This window comes from Pedobacter sp. PLR, assembly GCF_026239675.1.
GTDB lineage: Bacteria > Bacteroidota > Bacteroidia > Sphingobacteriales > Sphingobacteriaceae > Pedobacter.
Map to the genome: position 1 here is coordinate 1 of NZ_JAPIVQ010000008.1, position 22,628 is coordinate 22,628.

Here is a 22,628-nt window from a genome sequence, read left to right on the forward strand (position 1 = left end):
CTCGCACAGTTGTTTAAGGTGACCACTAAAGTATATTTTCCGCTTTCCGTAGCGATGTAAGTCTCCTTATCCGCGTCGGGAATTGCCAGACCATCTTTGTACCATTGATTCCCTGTAGCCGAAGAAGAAGTCAGCAAAGTACTACTACCCTCACAGAATTCCAGTTCAACTACTTCAATTACCGGTGCGTCAGGAATTGGATTTACAATCACTGTTACCTCTTTAGCATCAGCAGCAGCATTCTCACAAATATCCGAATTCCTCACCGTAACAAAATAATCAGTCGTAGCTGAGGGCCTTACTTCTAAAGTTGATCCTTCCTGGATCTTATGCTCCAAAAGGGCATCGCTATACCAGGTAAATACCGGATCTTTAAGGGTGCTTTCCGCAGTTAGCAGTACCTTCTCCCCGGCACAAATTGTCTGATTTCCGGCAGTAATATTTCCCGCAAGGGCTCTGGGTTTGATGGTAACATCAACAGCAAAAGACATCACCTGACAGCCATTTGGACTTTTAGCTTTGACTAGATATTTACCGCTTTTTGTGACCAAAAGAAAACTATTCGTTTCTCCCGGTAAATCCCCTGTGTTACCTACCCATTGATAAGTAAGGTTGAGGTCATTAGTGGTTACAGATAACCTTACCTCTTCACCACTACATGAAATCGCATTACCTTCCACAATGATTTTTGAGATTTTCGGTGGAGTCTTTACATTAATTTCAATAGAATTATCCCCTTGTGTAGAACAACCAAATTCATTAGTCACTACAACAGTATAAACCCCGGACTTGAAAACCATTAAAGTTGGATCGGTTGCATCTTGAATAATCACACCGTCTTTATACCATTGATTACCTTCCTCATACGAAGAGGAAAGCGTAGCAGCACCGCCCTGGCAAAATTCCAACTCAGTTGAACTAATCGTTACCGTTGTTGGATTCTCCGCCACTTTCAATATTCCGGTAGTTTCCGCATCGCAGCCAAAAGAAGAATGCACCAACACCTTAATTTCTTGTTTATCGGAAGTCAGAGGCACATTGCTCAGCGTCAGCACACTTGTGGTAACTCCATGAACATCAGCTCCTTCATCGAAAAACTTCCAATCGTTATTACTATCCTTGTACTGCCATTTATAGGTGTTGTTTTGTCCATCAGCTGTCGCAGTAATCGAGATACTACCTAAATTACAAACGGTCAGGGCTGTAGGAAGCGTAACCACTGGTAAAGCAACCACATGGATCAAATAAGTTGTTTTATCCTTATCATTTCCAGTCGTTCCAAGTGTAAAAGATCCTGTTGCAGTCGGTTTGCCCGTAACGTTCATTAATTGACTGGCATCATTCCGTCCAAAACTAAGGGCTGGAACATTTCCGAGAACAGATACAATTCCAGCATTTCCCTGGTATGAAATCGGGCTGATATTTGAACCTGAACAAACCTCATAAACCTGAATGTGGTGATATTTTATATTATTACAATTCTCTATCGTATTGCCATTTTTACATTCCAGATGTGGATCAGTGGGGCCCTTTCCATCGGGGGTAGCATTCGGGTTAGTTGCATCCGGATCTGTTACATCTGCCGGACGAAGGATGCTGGCTTCAGCAGTAATTACAGGAACAGAAGGTGATGTGATCAACTTTCCGGTGATTGTAAATTCCACCTCACACTTATTGTTCATATCCAGCATCGCTGTAAACCTTTCAGCACTAACCAATGGATTTCTGACCATTCCAACACCATTAACACTGAAAACGGGATTAGTAAGCGGATCTATCTCGAATCCCGGTGGATTAACGAATGTAAAAGCGGCTCCTGTTACATCGCTGGGTCCATCATTCTTCACTTTAACTGTATAAGTAACCTGCTGATTGGAAAGGAAGGAACTGAGGTTCGGGGTAATACTTACAATTTGAAGATCTGCCACTTTTATCGTCAGATCAATAGGATTGTCCTTTTCACTACCCTGAATATATGCCCAGGTATCCATAGATTTTTTATTACCAAAACTATAACTGCCACTCCCGGAATTTTCTGGAGAGACCGCGGAACCCGATTTATAAGCCCCCCATTTATGTCCGTTAGTTGTGCTTAGAAGTCCGTTTACAGCATTTTCAAATGGATCTGAACTTTCATAACCTTCGGCACCCGCACCGGTAACGTTACTGTCGTCCCAATAAATTCTGCTACTATATTTTGACTCATCTTTCTCATTAACATCGATACCGTAATTTGTCGTGTTATCCGTTAGCTCGATAATCAATCCTTTTGGATTAATTTCCATATCTATATAGGGAAAATGCACTTCGGCGGATTGTAATTTCGTTTTAAGTGTGCTCACCAGATTGGTTGGCAACAGATAGTTCCCATTGGCATCTTTCCCATCCCAAAAAACATGATTGGTACCTGCCTGAGCCACACCGATGATGACCCGGTTGGCACTTACTCCAGCAATGGTCACCGGAATGGTAATTCTATAGGTTCCGATTGTACTGGATTCGAATTGAATATTGGCACCATTCTTTCCTGCAAGTCCGGGGCTACCCTCTGCCCCAATCACCTTAAGGTCTGAAATTTCAGGAAGTTTTTCTTCATTTTTTAACCAGGTTAGCCCCCCCGGATAATTTGCGATCCGGGCTGTAACCGGCAAATCAGGATTAGGCTTATTGTAGAATATTTTATGGGTGGTATTGGTTCCGTTATCCGGTAGCGTTGGATTATGTGTGAAAGCAAGAATATCTGCAAGTGTAGATTTATCTAAGCTTTTGTAAGTAGGTACCGAGTTTACAGCAAAGCCGTTGCTGTTAGAGAAAAAAGTAAAACCTACCCCATTGCTACCATTGGTTTTCACCCGATAAGCGCGTCCATCCTTAGTGAGGACATAATGGGTTGCATAATAAGCTTTTGCTGAGGTGAAACTTCCATTCAGATGAAGGTTTAATACATTCGCATAAACCCTTCCCGTCAACCAGTCGTCCCCGCTTATATTCAGTACAGACACATCCCATGCGGCAACATGATCAATGTTACCAACAGGATTTTTGTTGCGATCTATGTAGGGCTGCTCCCAGTTACCAATAGCCGTAATATCCTCAACACTAGTTTTATTATCACCATCAAGTCCTGATGGAGGAAGAAATTCGACCTTCCATATCCCTTCTGTCTCCGCAGTAACAACTATTTTAATAGGGGTATAAACATTGGCTACGTCATTCTTTCCTTTTTTTGGCCCGGCGAGTTCCCTCTTCCGGTCAGGGATATTTCCAACAGGGGACACTGATGTTATAGGAATTTGTATCCCCAATGGTGAGGTAACCTTGATATCTCCCTTTCCAATTCCATACGCACTCGAAGCTACCGCAATAGTTTCTCCGGCCTTAGCATATACATAATGAGTTCCAGCAGTTTTAAACGGCCATGATTCGGTAGGCAGGTTATTAGAATTACAATTTAAAAATGCACGATTACCTTCTGCCCCATTCGGATACAAGTCTTTGCTTCCTTCAGCATATACAGTCGAAAAACCGACTAATAAACAAAGTACAGCCAGACAGCACAACTTGTTTATTACTGAAAAAGACAGATGTCGGAGCGTTTCTAGTATCATACATAATGACATAGATGTATGCCCTTTAAGGAGGTTTGGAAAGCGAGATCAATTCTTTAAATAAGCAGTCTTTCTCAGAAGGTGATCAGCCAGCAGTTTATTTTCTTAAAGGTTAACTCTATTTATCGCTACCAAATTAATTAGAATTTTGATAATATTCCTACGAAGAGTACAAAAATATGTCTTTTTTAATAAAAACCGGGCCAAAAAAATACACTATTCATAAAACAATATTTAAACCACAAAGAAGACACAAATTATTCATAAATGACAAAATAATCAAAAACACAGTCAACAAAACAGAGATAAAGAAGTAATCAATTCCCCGTAATGGGGAATATTATACACACATAAAATACACAAAGTGTAGTGCCAGATATGCATCGCACAAAATCATACTTTAAAAAGCGCTAAACATTATATCATTTAGCATCAAAAGGAATAAATAACAGAAAACAAGAGAAATCAAATATGCTTAAAAAGACAAGCACCAATCAATAATCCATTAACCATTAAACTAATACAACAAAACAGAAAGAAAACAGGGACACAAGGTTAGGCATGAAGAAGATAACACACCTGTTAACCGGCGTTCAAAAGAAAAACTTAAGCATAGAAATAAAACCACAAAAAGCTGTATAACAGCACACATACACCTGTATCTACTAAAAAAATCAAGAATTGTGATGAAGATCATTTTTTTTTATTTGGCAGGAATATATATTTGAGGATAATTTATTCTACACGATGGATGTCGGTATAAAGGGGCCCGTTCCGGGAAGTTCGGCCCCTTAAATTCCCCCTCCTATCTATTGATAAAACTTCCTGATCAGTGCAGGCAGCACGACTAACAACAAAGGCATTGCCATCAAAAATCCCCCGATAATCGAAATTGCTAAAGGCTGGTGCAACTGTGCCCCTGCTCCTATACCTAATGCCAATGGACTTAAAGCAAGAATAGCCCCCAAGGCCGTCATAAGCTTAGGCCTGAGTCTGGTAGAAATCGCAAACACCAGCGCATCATCCAGTCCCCTTGTAGTCCGCGAACTTTTAAACTGCAGGAAAGTGAAAATTGCATTCTCTGCAACAATCCCCACCATCATAATCATACCGGTATAACTGCCTACATTTAATGGTGTCTGCGTTATAAATAATGCCAAACAACTTCCAGACACTCCAAAAATGGCAATCAATAATATGATAAATGCAATTTTAAACTCTTTAAAAACGAACAAAATCACACTGAATACCAATAAACACGAAAGCATTAAGATCACAAATAGCTCTTTAAATGACTGTTGCTGTTCCGCATAGGCACCTCCATAGATGATGTAATAGCCATTTGGAAGTCGGACTTTTGCAGAAATCTCCTTTTGAATATCTCCCATCACACTCCCCAGATCCCGTTGATCCAGTCGCGCGGAGATCAATCCTATAGACTGCAAATTTTCCCTTTCTACTTCTGCCTCTCCGGTTTTAAGCTGTACCTTCGCCAGCATACGGATCGGAATCATCTTCCCATTGCCCAACAATATATTCATTTGACTGAGCGACTCCATATCCGGTTTTTTCCCCTGAAAGGAAACCATCCTGATCGGATACAACTGTTGCAAACCATACATATTCCCGATCAGCCTTCCTTCGAGGGCGGTCTGAACCTGCAACTGAAATGCTGATGGCGAAATACCATATTGTGCCAAAGTCGCATAGTCCGGAAGAATATCTACAGAAGGTCCGGCAATCACAATCCCATCAAACACATCGGCAGTGCCCTTAACCTTTGACACCACCTCAGCTACACTTTTTGAAAGCCGCTGCAATACCTCCTGGTTTCCACCAAATATTTTAAGTTCGATGGGCTGCGTTGCGCTCATCAAATCCCCCAGCATATCTCCGATCACCTGTCCGAAATCGACAGTTAAAGCGGGCTGACTATGCTCTATTTTACTCCTGATCTCATCAATAACCTCATTGGTACTCCTGTTTCGGTTTTGCTTTAACTGAATCAGATAATCTCCGGTATTAGGCGCTGTAATAAAAAAGCCCATCTGCGTTCCGGTACGTCTGGAATAAGTCTCCACTTCCGGGATTTTTACAATCATCCTTTCCACTTCAGTCAGGATCCGATCCGTTTCCTCTAAAGAAGTACCTGCCGGAGTTTTATAATCGAGCACAATACTCCCTTCATCCATTTCCGGCAAAAAGCCAGTTTCTAAACGAGGGAACAAAACCACCATCAGCAGCAACAGTAAGGCTAAAAAGCCAAAACTCAAATAAGATCTCCTGATAAAAAAAGTAATCCAGGCAGCACGCTTTGACGCTTTGGTTTTGGGAGCCGACCTGGATTCTGCAAGCGGAGGGGATTCGAACACTTCATCTGCTGATACCATCCCTTCTTTTTTTGTCAGCATCAGGTAAATCACAGGCAAGCCAATCCAGGTCACGAAAAAAGAACAAACCAGAGTGATGACCATCGTATTGGTCATCACCTGAAAATACGCCCCTGCAACACCAGTCATCAGTATAAATGGAATAAAAATCACGATGGTACTGATTGAAGAACCCAACATCGCAGGAAAAAGATACGCTATTGCCTTTTTCAACAACCCGGATGTTGGCGCTCCCGGATGTTCTTCATGAGTCCGGTGAATCTGTTCTACCACTACAATAGCATCATCTATAATCAAGCCGATAGCCGCCGCAATGGCACCTAAAGTCATGATGTTGAAAGAATAACCGATGGCATACAAACAAATCAATGTTAAACCCAGGGTAACCGGAATGGTAAATAAAATAGTCAGGCATGGTTTCAGGGATCGCAGAAAGAAGATGGCGACAACTATCGCCAGCACCAAACCGACCCACAAACTTTCGGTTACACTTGTTACCGCGCGGTTTACGAAATCTGCTTGCAGATAATATGGTTTTATGCTGACTCCCTGAGGCAGAATTTTCCTCAAACCGGCCACCTTTTGTTCCATTTGGGCAGAGAGATCAACCAGATTAGCATTGGGCTGCTTGATGACTGCAATCAAAATCCCCGCTTTACCATTGGCATTAACCCTGGTATACGCTATTGCTTCCTCCGCGTTTACCTCCGCCAGGTCTTTCAACCGGACCGCTCTATTGTTCTTTTTACTGACGATCAGGTTTTCAAGATCTTCCCTTGTTTTCAAGGTGGCATCGGTTACCGATAAGTATAAATAGTTAAAATCAGCTATATAACCGTTAGACTTCACAAAGTTGGTTTGAGCCACCGCACTGGCGATCTGATCCGGCGTGATCGCCAATGCGGTCATCTTTGAGTAATTCAACTTTACCCGGTATTCTTTCGTTTTCCCACCAATTATCCTGATTTCTGATACGCCTTCTACCTGCATTAAAAACGGCTTAATGGTATAATCAGCCAGCTGTTTAAGTTCAACAGGGGATTTGACCGCACTCTCCAGCGTGTAGCCACTTACCGGAAGAATTGCGGGATTCATTTTCTCTATGGTGAGGTTCAATCCGGCAGGAAGACTGTTTTTAATTTTAGCAATTTGCGATTCTATCCTTTGCTGACTCAGGTCGATGTTGGCGTTCCAGTTCATGTAAGCCGAGATTTCACAGCTTCCTCTGCTGGTTACACTACGGATCAGCTTTAAATCAGGCACCTGTTTCACCACGTTTTCCAAAGGCCTGGTCACCGTTAACATCATTTGATTGACCGGCTGCAATTCCCCTTCTGCAATGATTTTTATCTTAGGAAAAGTAATCTCCGGAAATAAAGCGGTTTTTATCCCGGTATAAGAATAAGCTCCAGCCAAAAGAATCAGCAGTAAAACCGCAATCAATGGTTTCTTATGAGAAATGAAGAAATTATTCATAACTATCTCTTGATTTTAACTTTCGCCGTATCCGGAAGACCGTAATTACCTGCAAGTACAAACCGATCATTTGAAACAAAAATTGGCGTCAAAATCTCTACCTGCTTCCCGTCATCTATTCCTTTTTTCACCAGCACTTTCAGCGCCGTAGAATCATTACTCAATTTCATTACCCAAAACTCATCCTCCGTTTCATTACTCAGCAGCGCAGCTTTTGGTAGGGTTACCGCATTAGGGTGAAACAAATTGACTAGCCTGGCTACAGCCACCAGATTTTCGGGAATGGCATGACCCGGAGCAACACGAATCATAAAACGCTGCGTCTGTGCTACAGAATCTACCGTAGCCAGAGCAGAACCAATAGTCCCGTTTAGCTTTTCCCCATCGGGTAAAGTCAGCACTACCGCCGCATTATTTACCACATTTTGCCGCATTGCATAGGGCACATCCAATAAAAATACCAGACTGCTTTTGTTGCTCAATACCGCCAATGTCTCCCCTTCGGTAACATAATCCCCTTTCTGGTGATTAACCATGGTGATAAAACCAGTCTGCGCGGCTCTGATATTTGATGTTCCGGAAAACTTAAATGCAGGATCCAGCCGGTTAATCGAATTTCCGATCGCCTGAGCTTCTTTAGTGACCAGGATAAATAACACCTGGCCACTATTGACAACATCCCCCATTGTGACTTTAATATCCCGCAGGTACCCATTGATACTTGCTTTTATATAACTTTTTTCCAGATAAGTTGCACTGGCATTTAAATCTACATAAGACGCCATATCGCTATGTTTAGCCAACGTAATCTCCACCGGTGTTTGCAGATCCGGTTCAGTTTCTTTCGCTGGACTTCCACAGGCGGCTAACAACAGGCTGAGCCCTAAAACAGTTGTAATTTTCATCAGCTTCTTCATATTATCTGTTCCAATAATTAAATTGATTGATCAGCTTCAAGCCATCAATATGTGTTTGGCGCAGCAGGTTCTTTGCGCTCAGATAATTATTAATCGCCAGGATATAATCTGCAATCCTAAGGTCGCCGGTACGTAACAGCTGACTGTCTACTTCCATCAGACTTTTGGCAAACCGGATTTGTTCGTTGATTCCCGGATACAAATTCTGGTGCTCCCGAATCTGCTGCAACAATAGCTTCAGCTGTTGTTCGTGCTGCCGAACGAAAAACTCCTTATAGGCAGTACCGGTTTCTTGTTGAATGCTGAGCTGAGAAATTTGCATCGCTTTCTGATGGCCATCATAAATTGGGATAGAAATCATAAATCCTGCACTCGTTCCAAAATTCTTGTAAGGCTGAAGCAAAAAGGAAGAATTATAACCGCCGTTTACATAGACATTGGCTTTAGGCCGATAATTAAGCGACACTCCTTTTTTATCATTTTCATTTTTCAGGCTATCCAATTTATAGCGGGTTGTAAAAAACTCATGGGGCACGATAGCAGAAACACTGATTTCTGGTGCCTTTATTGAATTCACAACCGTATCTGCAACCCCACACAGATAGTTTAACAGCGCATAATCGTTCTTAAACTTTACTTCCGCTTGCTTCCATGCCAATTGCTGTTGCTGAAAGGTGACAAGAAACGTGAGGTATTCTGATTGTTTATAGGTGTTTGCCCGGGTCAGTTTTTTAAGGATCAGCTCCTCCTTTTTCAGCAACTCATAAACCTCTGCATTAAATACCATTTGCTCCTGACTGGCATAGGTATTTAAGTATTGATCAGTGATGTTCTTCTTTAAATCCAATACCGACCAGGTGGCGGCGAAGGACAAGGAATCTCTATGAATTTTAGTTTGTTCCAGTTGCTGATTTATTTTCCCTTTCCCTGCCAACATATAATTTACAGTTAGTAATGCTTCCAGGGATTGCCCGTTACTTAGTGCCTGATCATATCCATAACCTTTGATCACCGGTGCGTAGGTTCCAGCTGAACTCGCCGTTAGTTGAGGACGATAACCAGCTCTCCACCTCAGACTGTCGATCCGGTTACTCAATTGCCGATTCCTATAGTCGTTCAATACCGGGCTTGAGTTTATCCCCTGCCGGATAAAAAAGTCAAGGTCCCTCCCGGGCTTAACTTGTCCTTTCCCGATAAGCGGTAAAATGCCCAGTATTACAAAGCAATAAATGCTGTTTTTAAAACGTTCCATGGAAGGAAAGGCCAAAGGATTTATCCTGATAAACCGGCACCATACTATAACTAAGCGTCTGCTTCCCGATGAGGAGTTTCTTTACATGAGGATATAGGAAATAGGCAAGTTTAGTGGAAAGAATCCCTACTCCGGCCCCTGTCACCACATCACTCAGCCAGTGTTTATTGTTGTACATCCTCAATGTTCCTGTGGCCGTTGCTACCGCATATCCGGCAAAGCCATACCAGGGAGAGACATCTTTATACTCTTGTTTTAAAAATTCTGCCGCAGCAAAAACCGTAGCTGTATGTCCGGAAGGAAAGGAATTATAACCGCTTCCATCTGGTCTTAAACGATGTGACTCTTTCTTTAGCAGGAATACACTACCGCCCATAATTGCTGTAGACATCACATATATCCCTGTTGCATCTACCAGACTGTGCTTACCTTTTATCCCGGCCAGATTTAAAGCATAAACCGCAAGGGCCGGAGCAAACTGGGTATAATTGTCCAGATGTGCCGCAAATAAAGGGTGATCTTCCTGAAGTTCAGCCTTTGTTGTCAGGTCTAAATCCCTGATTGGATTATCCCCAAAAGACAGCGCACCATAGGTAATAAATACCGCAGGGAGAATCAGTTCTTTTACCTTTAATGGATGCGTATTCTTTATCGCTAAAGAATCAGAAGACTGAGCCTGGGCATACAAAAATCCGGGAAGGAGAATTGCAACAAAAAGACAGTGAAGCTTTTTCATTATTTGAAAGTTTAGACTAAAGCTAACATTCAAATATGTAGTAATTCTGTAGTCGATTTCTAACTAAAAGGTTCCCGACATAGAAAACCCAATTGTTTTCTGCTGGTAAGCTGGCATCAGGTTAAAATTACTTTGTTTTCGGCCCATGATGAGCTTTTTAAGCTGAGGATAAACCAGATAACCCAATTTAGCGGACAAAATACCCACGCCGGCACCTGCTACGACATCACTTACCCAATGTTTATTATTATAGAGTCTGAAAATTCCGGTAGTTGTGGCCACTGCATAACCAGCGTACCCAATCCATGGAGAGACGTCTTTATATTCCTGTTTTAAGAATTCTGCCGCTAAAAAGGAAGTCGCACTATGGCCGGAAGGAAAAGAATCATATCCACTGCCATCAGGACGGAGCCTGTGGGACTGCTTTTTAGCGAAAGCCACCACTCCAGTCATAATTCCCATAGACACTACATAATTACCAGTAGCATCCAGATAACTGTTCCTGCCTTTTACCCCTGCCAGATTAAGGCCATAAACCGCCAGTGCCGGCACATAACGCATAAAATCGTCTGCACGTTTGGAGAAAAGCGGATGATCTTCCTGAAGTTCTGCCTGAGTAGTACGGTCTAAATCTCTGATAAAATTATCTCCTTTTGCCATCAGGCCATACCCAATAAATACGGCAGGTATAATAAAAGGGGCAATTTTAACTTTATTCGGGTTTGCCAATGAATCGGCCTGCTGGCCTTTGCTGATCAGCGAAAAACACAACATTAGCAAAAGGCTACACTTCAATCTCAACATTATTCTAAGTTCTTTTTCAAAACTACCGTTCAATTCTGTAGCAATTCTGTGGGTTAAAGCCTTAATTTAGGCTTTAATTTCAAATTTACAAAAATCAAAAGGATTGATGGCATCATAAATGTGCCTACCTTCAAAACAGAAAAAAAACACCTGATATGTCTAAAATTCAATTCACACTGGATCAATTGTTAATGAGCTTATTAGCTCGTATACCTTCTTTTTTAACAGCGATCATCACTTTGCTTATCGGCTTATGGCTGATAAAATTCCTGATCCGCTTTTTAACGAATCGCTTTACAAAAGGAAGAATTGACATTTCACTATCCAGCTTCCTGTTGAGTGTGATCAAAGCAGTACTTTATATCCTGTTGATATTAACCGTTGCTTCTACATTAGGTATCCAAACCACCTCTTTCGTTGCGGTTTTAGGCGCGGCCGGTCTGGCAGTAGGTTTAGCCTTACAAGGCAGTCTATCCAATTTTGCTGGTGGCGTCCTGATCTTACTGTTTAAACCATTTAGAGTTGGACATGCGATATCTTCAAATAACGGGGTAAGTGGAACGGTAATGAAAATTGACATTCTGTATACTACGCTACAAGCAGGTAATGGCACCACGCTATATGCTCCGAATGGTCCTTTGGCCAATGCCGTGATCAACAACTTAACCGATAACGAAACCAGAATGATGGAATACGTAATTGGTGTATCCTACGATTCCGATGTTAATACCGCCAGAAACGTGATTACAAAAGTTTTAGCCGCAGATCCGCAGATTCTTAAAGATCCGGAACCTAAGGTATTGGTAACTGCATTAGCCGACAGCTCTATCAGCCTGACTATCCGTGCCTGGGCAAAGAACACTGAATTCTGGCCGGTATACCACAGGAATTTTCAAATGATTAAAGAAGAACTGGATAAAAACAGCATTGGGATTCCATATCCGCAACGTGAGGTCCATGTGATTACAGGAACCGAAACTGTAAAGTAGGTCCCTAAAGAAATCAATGTATACGAAAAACGAGCATACCTTTTGGGTACGCTCGTTTTTTATGCGCTTATCTGAAGATGGATTAACCCACTTCTTTAGCTTATTTACCTTCGTATTTTTTGAAGATTGATGTTGCAGTATGCCCACCAAAACCAAAGGTATTGTTCATTACATAGTTAATCTTTTTAGCTACTGACTTACCTAAAACGATGTGTAATCCTGCCGGGATTGCTTCATCAAGTGTTTCAGTATTGGTAGTACCAGGAACCATATCATGCTGAGCAGACAGCACACTGATCACCGCTTCAAGGGCACCTGCTGCACCCAATAAATGGCCGGTCATAGATTTTGTTCCGCTAATCAATACCGGAGCATCATTAAATACTTTTTTAATACCGATCAGCTCGCTTAAATCACCAAGACCTGTTGAAGTTGCGTGAGCATTGATATAATCGATTTGTTCTGGTTGAATTCCGGCATCAGCTAATGCTTTTTTCATTCCTTGTACAGCACCTAATCCTTCAGGATGCGTTCCTGTTAAGTGGTAAGCATCAGCAGCCATACCGCCACCAACCATCTCACCATAAATAGTCGCGCCTCTGGCAATCGCGTAATCGTAATCTTCAAGGATCAATGCAGCAGCACCTTCCGCAATCACAAAACCATCTCTGTCTTTGTCAAATGGACGTGAAGCATTTTCCGGCTGATCATTTCTTTTCGATAATGCCTGAGCAGCATTAAATCCTCCAACAGAAGAATCTGTGATTGCTGCTTCAGAACCACCTGCAATCATGATATTTGCCTTTCCTAATCTGATGGTATCAAAAGCACTGATAATAGCAGTGTTTGAAGATGCACAAGCAGAAACCGTACAATAGTTTGGTCCATGCAGGCTGTTACGGATAGAAATTACTCCCGCAGCAATGTCCACAATCATTTTAGGAATAAAATAAGGGCTGAATCTTGGAGTACCATCACCCGAGTGATATTCTTTCAATTGTTGTTCAAAAGTACCGATTCCTCCATTTCCGGTTGCCCAGATCACACCTACTTCACAACGGTCTTCTTCAGACATGGTAGAAAAATCTAGTCCGGCAGCTTTAATAGCCTGATCACTTGCTGCAATAGCATACTGAGTGTAGACATCATACTTTCTGACTTCTTTTTTCTCCAGGTAATCTTCTGCGTTAAAGTCTTTGACCTCACAGGCAAAATGAGTTTTAAATTTGGTAGAATCAAACTTTGTGATTGGTCCTACGCCACTCTTACCTGCAAGAATATTCTTCCACAATTCATCTACAGAATTTCCTAATGGACTAACAACACCCATTCCGGTTACGACTACTCTTTTCATCCTATTTTTTATTTTATTTAATATTGTTTGTGGCTAACAGCCATTATATCTTCTATACTTTATTTGTGATCTGTAATTCTTCCGGTTTTTTTCTTTCCGTCCGAAGCAGATTACTATGGCCTTTGGCAATGAGCCGCGTTCTGTTTTCATTCCAGACTTCGCAGGTTACATTGGCAATTTGCCGGCCTTTCTTCACCATTATGGTTTCTGCAATGATCAGCTCTCCTTCTTTCGCAGCAGCGAAATAATCTACCACCAGGTTGATCGTTACATAATAATGCGGTTCATCATAGGCAAACAGCGTAGCACCGATGGCATCATCAATAATGGCAGCGGTGATTCCGCCATGTAAGATTCCCATTGGATTCGTCATTTCTTTCCTCACCTTATGCTGCAACACCAGCTTTCCTTTTTCTACAGCCAGAATCGTTGGTTTTAACCAGTTCAATACCGGCGATAAGGATGTATTCATCTCTTGTCCGATGTGCTGTATGAAAAATTCTGAGGGTTTAAGCATCTGTCAGTTTTAAATTATGGTGAATTGGAGAAGATTTTTAGATCCATGCAGCTCTGGACGCTATAAATTCCAGAGCGCAAATATACCCACCCTTAGTTGAAAAACAAACTAAAAGGCCGAATGAATGCGGAAAAGACTAGTAAACAGAATCGCTTTTCCCGTATTCTACTGTTGCCGGCTCAGCTAAAGCCTGAGTTTGAACAGCTATTTTCTCGTTTTCTATTGCAGTTAGCCCTTTATTGATTTCATTATACATATCTAAAGCCTCCGGATGCAAGGCAAGTATTCCGTTCACCTGTTGCGTATTTCCTACAGCCAATTGCTCATTTAACAAGATAACATCCGAAACATTCAATTGTTTATTTTCAAATTTAGCTGTCCAGTGGTTGATGAAACCGGCCATTTGTTTAGTTTCCATTTCCAGGGTAACAGGGCTAAGGCTCTTTTTCAGCATTTCAGCTTCGTAGCTGCCCGGATTGCAGGAAGGATTAAAAGCCTTAAGAAAAGGCATATTAAATTTGTTTAATTTTCTGAACGAGCTGAAAAGGTAAGGAACAGCGACAAGCGTGATTAGAATTAGAGCGCCAATTGTAAAGTAGTTCATATTTAAGGTTTGATTTGATCTTTTCGTTGATACCGTACAAGGGTATGACAGGCAAAAGTAATAGAAAAATGAAGAATATTAATACTCCCTCAGTCATGTACACACATAACAGCAACAAATTGACGCTTTTAGCCGCAGTAAATTTCGTTAAATGAGGAACTTAAGCTCAGGAAAGCATAGATTGCAGTTCCATACATTTTTTTATAAGTTTGTATGGCACGCTATACACGTATATACATGAGTTATAAAATAGACCACAAAAGCCCTATTCCCCTGCATATTCAGGCAGAACAACTGTTAAGAACGCTGATCAAAGAGCAGGAATATCAGGATGGAAAGATGTTACCGAATGAGGTGGAACTGGCGAAAGTGCTGGCCATCTCCCGCACCACCTTGCGTTTGGCCATCAATAAATTGGTATATGAGGAACTTTTAGTCCGCAAAAAAGGGGTAGGCACTAAGGTTTCAAGTGGAAAGTATAGTTCGAAATCTAAAAACTGGCTGAGTTTTTCACAGGAAATGACTGCCAGAGGTATTCCGGTGAAGAACTTCGAATTACACATCAGCTGGGTGTATCCGGATCAGTTCATTGCTAATTTCTTCGACATCAAGACCGACAGGAAAATCCTTAAAATGGAGCGTTTGAGGGGAAAGGTGAATGATCCTTTTGTATATTTCATCTCTTATTTCCATCCGAGAATTGGATTGACAGGAGAAGAAGACTTCAAAAGACCGCTTTATGAAATCCTGGAGCAGGATTACCATACCATTGCAGAGCTATCCAAAGAAGAGATCTCTGCTATTGCAGCGGATAAATTTACGGCTACAAAGCTGGAAGCAGAGGTTGGATCTCCCATCCTATTGAGAAAAAGATTCGTTTACGACCAATCAGAGCGCCCTTTGGAATACAATTTAGGATATTACAAGGCAAACAGCTTTACCTATGTGGTAGAAAGCCGCAGAACCGATTAATGAATCCTTATCAATTCAGATCAAAACGAGGGGAAACCGGGGCATGCTGCCGCAATTGACTACAGTCTTTCAAAAAGCAATTTACCGTTCTCAAAAGGGTGTTTATGGTAAAAGGTTTCTGTAGAAAGGCATCACATGCATTGGAGGGTATCAGCACCTTAGGAAAGCTGGAGTACATGATCACCGGAATTTCGCAGGTATGTCGCTGCATCCTTAACTGGCTGCAGAGCTCGCCTCCGGTTAACCAGGGTAACAGGTACTCCGTCAGCACTAAATCGGGATTGAAGTTCTCTGCAATCGGCATAATATCATCTACCTGATGATAGATTTTATGATTAAAACCCAATTTCCAAAAAACACGGGATATCCTTTCACAAAGAATTTTATCATTGTCTACAATAATTATTCTTGGCGACCGGCTTTGTAAAATAGGATAACTTTCCGGTCTATATTGTTGTTGCAAATTTACCATGAGAATCATTTTTTTTATAAATTTACAACAATTAACCGCGCTGGATACCCGTTTTTATACGGTTATATATTTGAACAAATACCTGTTTTACAGGTGATTAAAACCATCAGCATTTAAAGTAGCCGAACTCAATACTTAAAACAGCCTATGCTGACAAGTCTGGCAGGTTCAGCTCTTTTGAAGTAATTAAAGGAATCCAGGCAGATCAGTAGCCGGCATCGGAATGAAGCTCATGAGCAGAAATCCGCCTATAATGTAAGAAACGATTAAAATTGGATTGGTTTCTTAGGATTCAGATCCCCGCAAGTATACTTATTACTTACTGGTTTCAGCAACATATATACACCGAGTCCGATTAACACCAATGCGCCTTTAAATCCAGACAGGTCAATGAATGACAGGTCGCCCAAAGTATAAATCCCTCCGATGATGACCATAATCAGCCAGCCGGAAACCTTAAAATCTTTACGATACCCCATCCATAATCCCACACCAAGCAGAATCGTGTGCCATGACAATAGCCAATCTGGGAACTCCAGCCCCAGATTATCGAGTATCATGAGTAATCCGATCGCCAGAATACCTGATCCTGCAACGATATGAAAGTTTAGTTTGTTTGTTTTCCCTTGCGTTTCCATAATTGTTTTTTTCTTCAAAACTAGGGCGCAGGGCAATGCAGATCAAGCGGTCTTGTTCGTACCTACGTCTACCATCGGTAAAAGGAGGAAAAACACCGGTAGACCGCTTGTCAGTTAAACCTTAATTCTTTCAACAACCGGTGTATTGGTGGCCGTATTGATTCCGCTAAGTTCTACATATTTCACATTAGGCAACCAGAAAGAGCCTCCTTCGATCCTGACAAAGATCTTAGACAATTCAATTCTCTTGTTATTTACCGTTACATATACATGAAACTTTTGATCCTCTTTTGATTGCATCAGATACATTGGGATTTTCTTATGAGACACAAAACGAATCTCATATTGATCTTTCCCCAGTGCTTTCGTCTGGATGCCATAGGCGAATTTCCTTTGGATATAGTTTAAATCTTTCTTCTCACCATTTTCGTCATAACGCAGCCAATATACCAGTATCGGTTCCGTTTTGCTGACCTCACCTCTGGCGTTTACATTCAGCTCATAAATGATGGTATTGGTATTCGGATCTCTTTGTAAATAGAACATCTGGTTCTTAATTCCTTTTGGCGTAGGGAACTTTAGCGGAGAAGGATTACTCCGGTCGGCAGTCTGTGCATTTACTGTTAAAAATGTACACAGAAAAATAAACCCAACTAAGCAGTTGCGGCTTATTTTATTAAAAATCATAGAAGTCATGGTATAGTATATTTTACTCCATTAAGCAGCCCTGATATTAAGTCTGGAGGGAATAAGGTAAAGCAAAGCTATAGATTTCTGAAAACAACTTATCCAGTTGATTGTCAAAATAATTAACAGAATTACATTTTTATCAGAAAACCTTAGCCTGTATTTCTTGTGATTTCCGGAACATATGGAATCAGCCCGCTCTTCTATTTAAGGTAAATAAACACATCGAACTAAAACACGTAAACAACTGAATATAAAATACATATATCATAGTTGATAATTTGTTTTAATCAAATGATTAACGGTATTAATCAGGCCTGTAAGGTTTTCAGCATGGCTTCCATCCAGATTGGAATCCAGTGTTTACGTTCTTCCATCAGCTGATCAAATTCGGCTTTGCTCTGCTCAGCTGTACCCCTTAAAACCGGACTCGCTACAAAAGGAAAAACAAGCACACCAAGCATGTTCATGATAAAATGCATAGGCTCTACCTTCTTTTGAGTTGTGGCTTCCAGTTGCTTGTAAAAGTTTGATTGGGTAAGCATTTCCTTTACTACTACGTTGTCATCGAGCCTGGATGGGTTAGCCTTGATTTCAGTCAGGATGAATAAAGGAAGATCAGGATGCTTTTTTAACAAGTCTATATAGTGGATGGCGATCCCCGCAATCTTATCTTTAAGCACGGTGTTTACGTCGTTCAGGATCTCTTCTAATCCAACTAAAAACAGCTCCAGGCTTTCTGTCATGACCACTTCAAACAACTTCTCTTTACTTCTGAAATAGTAATTGAGCAAGGCGAGGTTAATTCCTGCTTCACTTGCAATATCACGGGTTCTTGTTGCCGCAAAACCCTTCTCTATAAATATTTTAGTAGCTGCTTCCTTAATCTTTTCTTCAGTAGTCAGCGCTACCGTCACTAATGTTTCTTTCTCTGCCATAGATCAATTGAGTATACTCATTAACTCTTCACAAAGATAGAAAACCCTCCCCCGTTTAATCAAATGATTAACGAAAATCTATCTCGTCATTTCAAAAAAAACGGGATGTGGCCATGACCACATCCCGTTTTAAAATAGCTTGTCCGGAGCTTAGAAATCAAACTTCACTCTGGCACGGATACCCCAGTCCGAAACATCCGGGTTATTGAGGTAATTGAACCTTTTTACCGCATCTACGCGCAGCACTTTAAATATATTCCCAACACCAACACTACCCTCCATATAAGGGTCCTTATTCAGGGAATTGGTGATCGGCTGTCCATTGTCATTACGCACAAACTGCATAGCTTCAGGGTTCATATCCGGGTTATTTTCATTCCTCAAACCGCCATACAGGGCTTTAAAGGAGATGACTTCTCTTAACTTCAACTTCTTCAGCAATGGAATCTTATTGAAAAAGAAACCATTGAAATTATGGTCCAGGTTAACACTGGCATAGTGATCACTCACAAACTCAAGGAAGTTCATCAGGTTATAGGAGTTCAGCTGATACGCATAAGTCTGATTGGCCCTGTGGATCGCCAGCAGTGGAAAAGGGACCTTACCGATGATGTAAGCACCCTCCAGCGTCACATCTGTATAACCCAGCTGACTCAGATAAACACGTTTATCTATACTTCCCATAAAATTATGGTAATTATACTCCCCGCCTAATACCCCTTTAATACCTGCGGTATAGCGGAAATTGAACACAGGATCTGGCCCTACAAATGGGGTACGGTAAACTTTACTCTGGTAAAACTTCTCATTTGGCGCATACCTTAAACCCAGACTGATCTCTGTGGTGTTAATATGATCCGTACGACCGGTTAAGCCGTTCTCAGTGACGTTACTGAAGTACAATGACCCTGCAGGGCTCTGTTTCCATTTGCGTAGCCCCAGGGTGTACGAGAAGTGATTTTCAAACTCATGCACATAATCCAATCTGTAAAAATCATTATACAGCATCATATTATTTTCCCCTCTTTTGAAAGAAAGCAGAAAGTTATCTTCCTGAACGAATTGAAGCTCTTGTCCGGGGATTTTGGTATCTCTTTGAAAACTTGCTCTGATATAGTTTTGAGGGAAAGCATAGATAGACTTATTATTTAAAGAATAAGTACCGCTCAGAAAGTACTTCCACTTTTCATCTTTAAAGCCGTAAGCCGCATAAGTTTCAAAATAATAACGCTTACTTAAGGCCGGAGTGGTTCTTCCTCCAAGGCGAAGGCGAAAGCCTTCTACGCCATTAAAGCTGTAAAAAGTATTGACCGGTCCCATTTCAAAGGGGCCAAAATCTTTGTATCCCGCAAAGAACAGGGTTACAATATCCATTGTACGCTTGAAAGAAGGGATGGTCTGCAAAGTATCTATGTTGCCATAAATCTTCATACTCCCTGCACTTAGCGGTTCCGGACGGTTAATTGCCCAAAACTCATCTGATTTTTTACTGGCATCAGGCACCACTACCAATTGCCCTGCGGCCTTGTAAACGGTATCCGCGCGGGGCACGTTCACTTTAAAATCTTTAAAGGCAACGGTTCTTTCCCCTGTAAAACCTCCCCCACTCTTCTTACTGAGCCCAAAATCAACAATCAGGTTACTTTTACTCAAATGATACCGTTGGTCAGGGTTCTTCTCAAAGTCGAGCTTAACCTCCAGTGCCCGAACGAAATTCAGGTTAATATCCTTATTCACAGTCAGGAATGCGTTCTGAATCGCATAATTCCCATCCATCGTCACATACAACTTCCCTTCAAACAACAGATCGGTCTTGTTGCGTGGGGTAAAAGCAAGCTCTATCAACTGCGGATTGTGGTTCTTAATGGTATCGGTAATGAAAAACTTATAGAAAGCCGGCGCTGAATCCGCAATCGGACTTAACAACTGATTACTCACAACGGAGATGTTGTTATCATAGATATTGATATCCTGATACATGCGGTCGAAATAAGCCGTCAGACCTTTGTTGTCAATAAAACTCTCATCAAAGTTGACTCTCTTATCTGCAATGACTACTGTTTTTGTCTTTTCAGGGTTCTTTTTGAAATAGAAGTCGCTCAGCTTTTCTTCCTGAAACACAGGGAGGAAGTTCTTCCCGCCAATCTGTGTGGAGTCTTGTTCCTGGAATAAGAACTGGTAATTACGGAAGATTCTCTTGTTCTTAAACTTATCCGAAAGGTTACTTAAAGAGAACTTCATCAGTTCGTATTTCTGGTATTCTACGAAGTTGTAGTTTTCCATCTTGTTTTTAGCCTTGTTGGCGATCACTTTTCTGATCAACTCCACTGCAGGGTTTTCTTTGTTCCGGTATCGGGGCTTTTTCCCTGCGGAGATCACCACTTCATTCATCAGCATGGCGTCTGGCATCAACTGTACATTGATCACCTGATTCCCTCCCGGCTTGATGGTTTTAGTTTGAGACTTATACCCTACATAACTAAATTTCAAGGCATTACCCACTCCTTTCAGACTGATGCTAAATTTACCATCCGCGTCGGTTCTGCCACCAAGGGTAGTACCCACAATAAGGTAAGAAACATAAGGAAGGGTTTCTTTTGTGCTTCCATCCGTCACGGTACCAGTCAGCAGTGTTTGCTGGGCATGTGCCCGGTTAGAAAATAATAAGATGAAGAACAGAACCAACAGACTGATTGGTTTCATATAAACCAGAATACCGCTTCTTTCAGCTATAAATGAGGTTTTTAAGGTTAAGGAAACAGGTTTTTGGCCTGCTGAATATGGGTATGGTATGTGCACGATTCCGGTTAACTTATTTGATGCTAAATAGACTAAGTTCTGAGAGCGGGCACAAATATATAGCTAACATCTGACTATCTATACTGTTTTAGTCAGCACGAAGGTCAAAGGTAGATGTTATGACATCTAAATGAAAATTCCGGAAAAGTTAAGGGATTACTTTGCGATCCAGGCCTCTGGGTTAAGTTTATTCTGGCCTCTCATAATTTCAAAGTGAAGCACTGGCCCATCTTCTTTCGAAGCGACCACACCAAGCGTTTGTTTGGTTTCTACTTTATCGCCTTTGGCCACGCTCACCGATTTCAGGTTCTGGTAGATGGTGAAATAGTCGCCATGGATTAAAGCTACAATGTAAGTTCCATACAACTCTCTGACAAACAACACCTTACCTTCGAATACCGCTTTTACTGCAGCGCCATTCTCCGTCAGGATATTGATCCCATCGTTATTATAGCTGGCCTGACCTTCAGTATGGGCACCAAAGCGCTCTACAATAGAATATTGAGCCACCGGCCATGGCAAGCGCCCTCTGTTGTTTTCAAACCCCGCAGACAGCTTTGCATTCTCAGGGGAGGCAGTAAGGTAGCTGGAATTGGTTTTTTCTTTCACTGCGGCAACAGGTCTGCCTTCCGCAATAGCTTTTTGATTAGCCAGACGCTCTTCTTCTTCCGCTTTTTTTCTGGCTAGTGCGATCTCTTTCTGAATGGCACTTCTAATGGCACGGTCAATATCCGCTTGTTTTCTTTTTCTGGCTGCCAGATCCTGTTTGAATTGCTTTTCCTGACGGCTGATCTGGTTGAGCATCACCGACTGCTCAGATTTGTTCTTGCTCAGCTTTACCTTTTCGTGCTCCTGTTCTGTCAGCAGCGTACTTTTCTCCTTCAGGTTCTTATCCAGCACACCGATTTTATACTCAATATTTTTCTGCGTTCCCTGTAGGTAATCAGCTTGTTTCTTGCGATACTGCCCAAATTGCTGCAGGTATTTAATCCTTTTATAAGCCTGATTGAAACCATCAGCGGCAAATACGAACATCATCTTTTCATAGGAGTTCTTATTCCTTTGTGCAAAGCGGATCATGCTCGCATATTCTTTCTTTAACTGTCCCAGTTGCCCTTTTAAGCTGCGCACCTCATTGCTATTCTCATGAATCTGGTTGTCCAGGTTTTTCACTTCTGAGTTGATTACCGCAATTTTGTTCTGCATCAGGCGGATCTTTGCATTTACCGCCCTGATCTGTCCTAAAGTCATTCGCTTATTGCTGGAAGTCACGTTTAAGTTTTTCTGCAATAATTCAATTTCCCTTTGAATGGCTTCTTTATTCCTTTTCAATTCTGCACTGGTTTGCGCAAAAACAAGGGTAGTAACAGCCGTAAATATGATGGTTAAGAATAATTTCTGGAGCTTCATTATGTGTAATAAGTAACTAAATACCGTAGCCATGCTAGTGTGTTAAATTAGCAATGCGATTCTAA

16 protein-coding genes and 1 pseudogene are annotated in these 22,628 nt (G+C 41.5%); 2 read left to right on the forward strand and 15 right to left on the reverse strand.

Annotation, left to right across the window (positions count from 1 at the left end):
* The 6 genes and pseudogenes from OQX61_RS19175 to OQX61_RS19200 all read right to left on the reverse strand — a co-directional run.
* Positions 1–3,608, reverse strand: a pseudogene (locus OQX61_RS19175) (hypothetical protein); the annotation flags it as partial.
* Between the two features lie 809 nt (positions 3,609–4,417).
* Positions 4,418–7,474: an efflux RND transporter permease subunit gene (locus OQX61_RS19180; RefSeq protein WP_265843416.1), complete on the reverse strand. Its 3,057-nt coding sequence runs from the start codon at positions 7,472–7,474 to the stop codon at positions 4,418–4,420.
* 2 nt (positions 7,475–7,476) lie between these two features.
* Entirely contained in the window at positions 7,477–8,379 is a 903-nt protein-coding gene (locus OQX61_RS19185; protein WP_265843417.1) for an HlyD family efflux transporter periplasmic adaptor subunit, read from the reverse strand.
* 13 nt (positions 8,380–8,392) lie between these two features.
* The gene (locus tag OQX61_RS19190; RefSeq protein ID WP_265843418.1) at positions 8,393–9,643 is read right to left on the reverse strand and encodes a TolC family protein; all 1,251 of its coding nucleotides are present in this window, start codon (positions 9,641–9,643) and stop codon (positions 8,393–8,395) included.
* Positions 9,630–10,379 (reverse strand): phosphatase PAP2 family protein, encoded by a 750-nt coding sequence (locus OQX61_RS19195; protein ID WP_265843420.1) that lies wholly within the window; start codon positions 10,377–10,379, stop codon positions 9,630–9,632. The genes OQX61_RS19190 and OQX61_RS19195 overlap by 14 nt, the downstream gene beginning before the upstream one ends.
* A 63-nt stretch (positions 10,380–10,442) precedes the next feature.
* On the reverse strand, positions 10,443–11,153 hold the full coding sequence (locus OQX61_RS19200; protein ID WP_265843421.1) for a phosphatase PAP2 family protein: 711 nt from the start codon (positions 11,151–11,153) through the stop codon (positions 10,443–10,445).
* Between the two features lie 185 nt (positions 11,154–11,338).
* Here OQX61_RS19200 and OQX61_RS19205 point away from each other — a divergent pair, with 185 nt between their 5' ends.
* A complete protein-coding gene (locus tag OQX61_RS19205) occupies positions 11,339–12,172 on the forward strand; it encodes a mechanosensitive ion channel domain-containing protein (RefSeq protein WP_265843422.1) in 834 nt (277 codons plus the stop codon).
* A gap of 100 nt (positions 12,173–12,272) precedes the next feature.
* Here OQX61_RS19205 and fabF read toward each other — a convergent pair whose 3' ends face one another.
* The 3 genes from fabF to OQX61_RS19220 all read right to left on the reverse strand — a co-directional run bounded on the left by fabF (position 12,273) and on the right by OQX61_RS19220 (position 14,554).
* Positions 12,273–13,526: a beta-ketoacyl-ACP synthase II gene (gene fabF / locus OQX61_RS19210; protein ID WP_265843423.1), complete on the reverse strand. Its 1,254-nt coding sequence runs from the start codon at positions 13,524–13,526 to the stop codon at positions 12,273–12,275.
* Positions 13,527–13,578: 52 nt separating this feature from the next.
* Complete coding sequence (locus tag OQX61_RS19215; RefSeq protein ID WP_265843424.1) at positions 13,579–14,043, reverse strand: PaaI family thioesterase; 465 nt, start codon at positions 14,041–14,043, stop codon at positions 13,579–13,581.
* Positions 14,044–14,179: 136 nt separating this feature from the next.
* Positions 14,180–14,554 carry a hypothetical protein gene (locus tag OQX61_RS19220; protein ID WP_265843426.1) on the reverse strand — a complete coding sequence of 125 codons (375 nt, stop codon included), beginning with the start codon at positions 14,552–14,554 and terminating at the stop codon, positions 14,180–14,182.
* 306 nt (positions 14,555–14,860) lie between these two features.
* On the opposite strand from OQX61_RS19220, the gene OQX61_RS19225 reads away from it, so the two are divergent.
* Positions 14,861–15,619 (forward strand): GntR family transcriptional regulator, encoded by a 759-nt coding sequence (locus OQX61_RS19225; RefSeq protein ID WP_265843427.1) that lies wholly within the window; start codon positions 14,861–14,863, stop codon positions 15,617–15,619.
* Positions 15,620–15,629: 10 nt separating this feature from the next.
* Here the strand turns inward: OQX61_RS19225 and OQX61_RS19230 are convergent, their stop codons facing one another.
* From OQX61_RS19230 to OQX61_RS19255, 6 genes are all read right to left on the reverse strand, one after another.
* Entirely contained in the window at positions 15,630–16,091 is a 462-nt protein-coding gene (locus tag OQX61_RS19230) for a response regulator (RefSeq protein WP_265843428.1), read from the reverse strand.
* Positions 16,092–16,357: 266 nt separating this feature from the next.
* Positions 16,358–16,729 carry a hypothetical protein gene (locus OQX61_RS19235; RefSeq protein ID WP_265843429.1) on the reverse strand — a complete coding sequence of 124 codons (372 nt, stop codon included), beginning with the start codon at positions 16,727–16,729 and terminating at the stop codon, positions 16,358–16,360.
* A 114-nt stretch (positions 16,730–16,843) separates the two neighbouring features.
* Positions 16,844–17,425: a DUF4833 domain-containing protein gene (locus tag OQX61_RS19240; protein WP_265843430.1), complete on the reverse strand. Its 582-nt coding sequence runs from the start codon at positions 17,423–17,425 to the stop codon at positions 16,844–16,846.
* Positions 17,426–17,727: 302 nt separating this feature from the next.
* A complete protein-coding gene (locus OQX61_RS19245) occupies positions 17,728–18,354 on the reverse strand; it encodes a TetR family transcriptional regulator (protein ID WP_265843431.1) in 627 nt (208 codons plus the stop codon).
* Between the two features lie 150 nt (positions 18,355–18,504).
* Entirely contained in the window at positions 18,505–21,057 is a 2,553-nt protein-coding gene (locus OQX61_RS19250; protein WP_265843432.1) for a DUF5686 and carboxypeptidase-like regulatory domain-containing protein, read from the reverse strand.
* A 252-nt stretch (positions 21,058–21,309) separates the two neighbouring features.
* Positions 21,310–22,563, reverse strand: a complete 1,254-nt coding sequence (locus OQX61_RS19255) for a peptidoglycan DD-metalloendopeptidase family protein (RefSeq protein WP_265843433.1) — start codon at positions 22,561–22,563, stop codon at positions 21,310–21,312.
* Positions 22,564–22,628 lie beyond the last annotated feature (65 nt).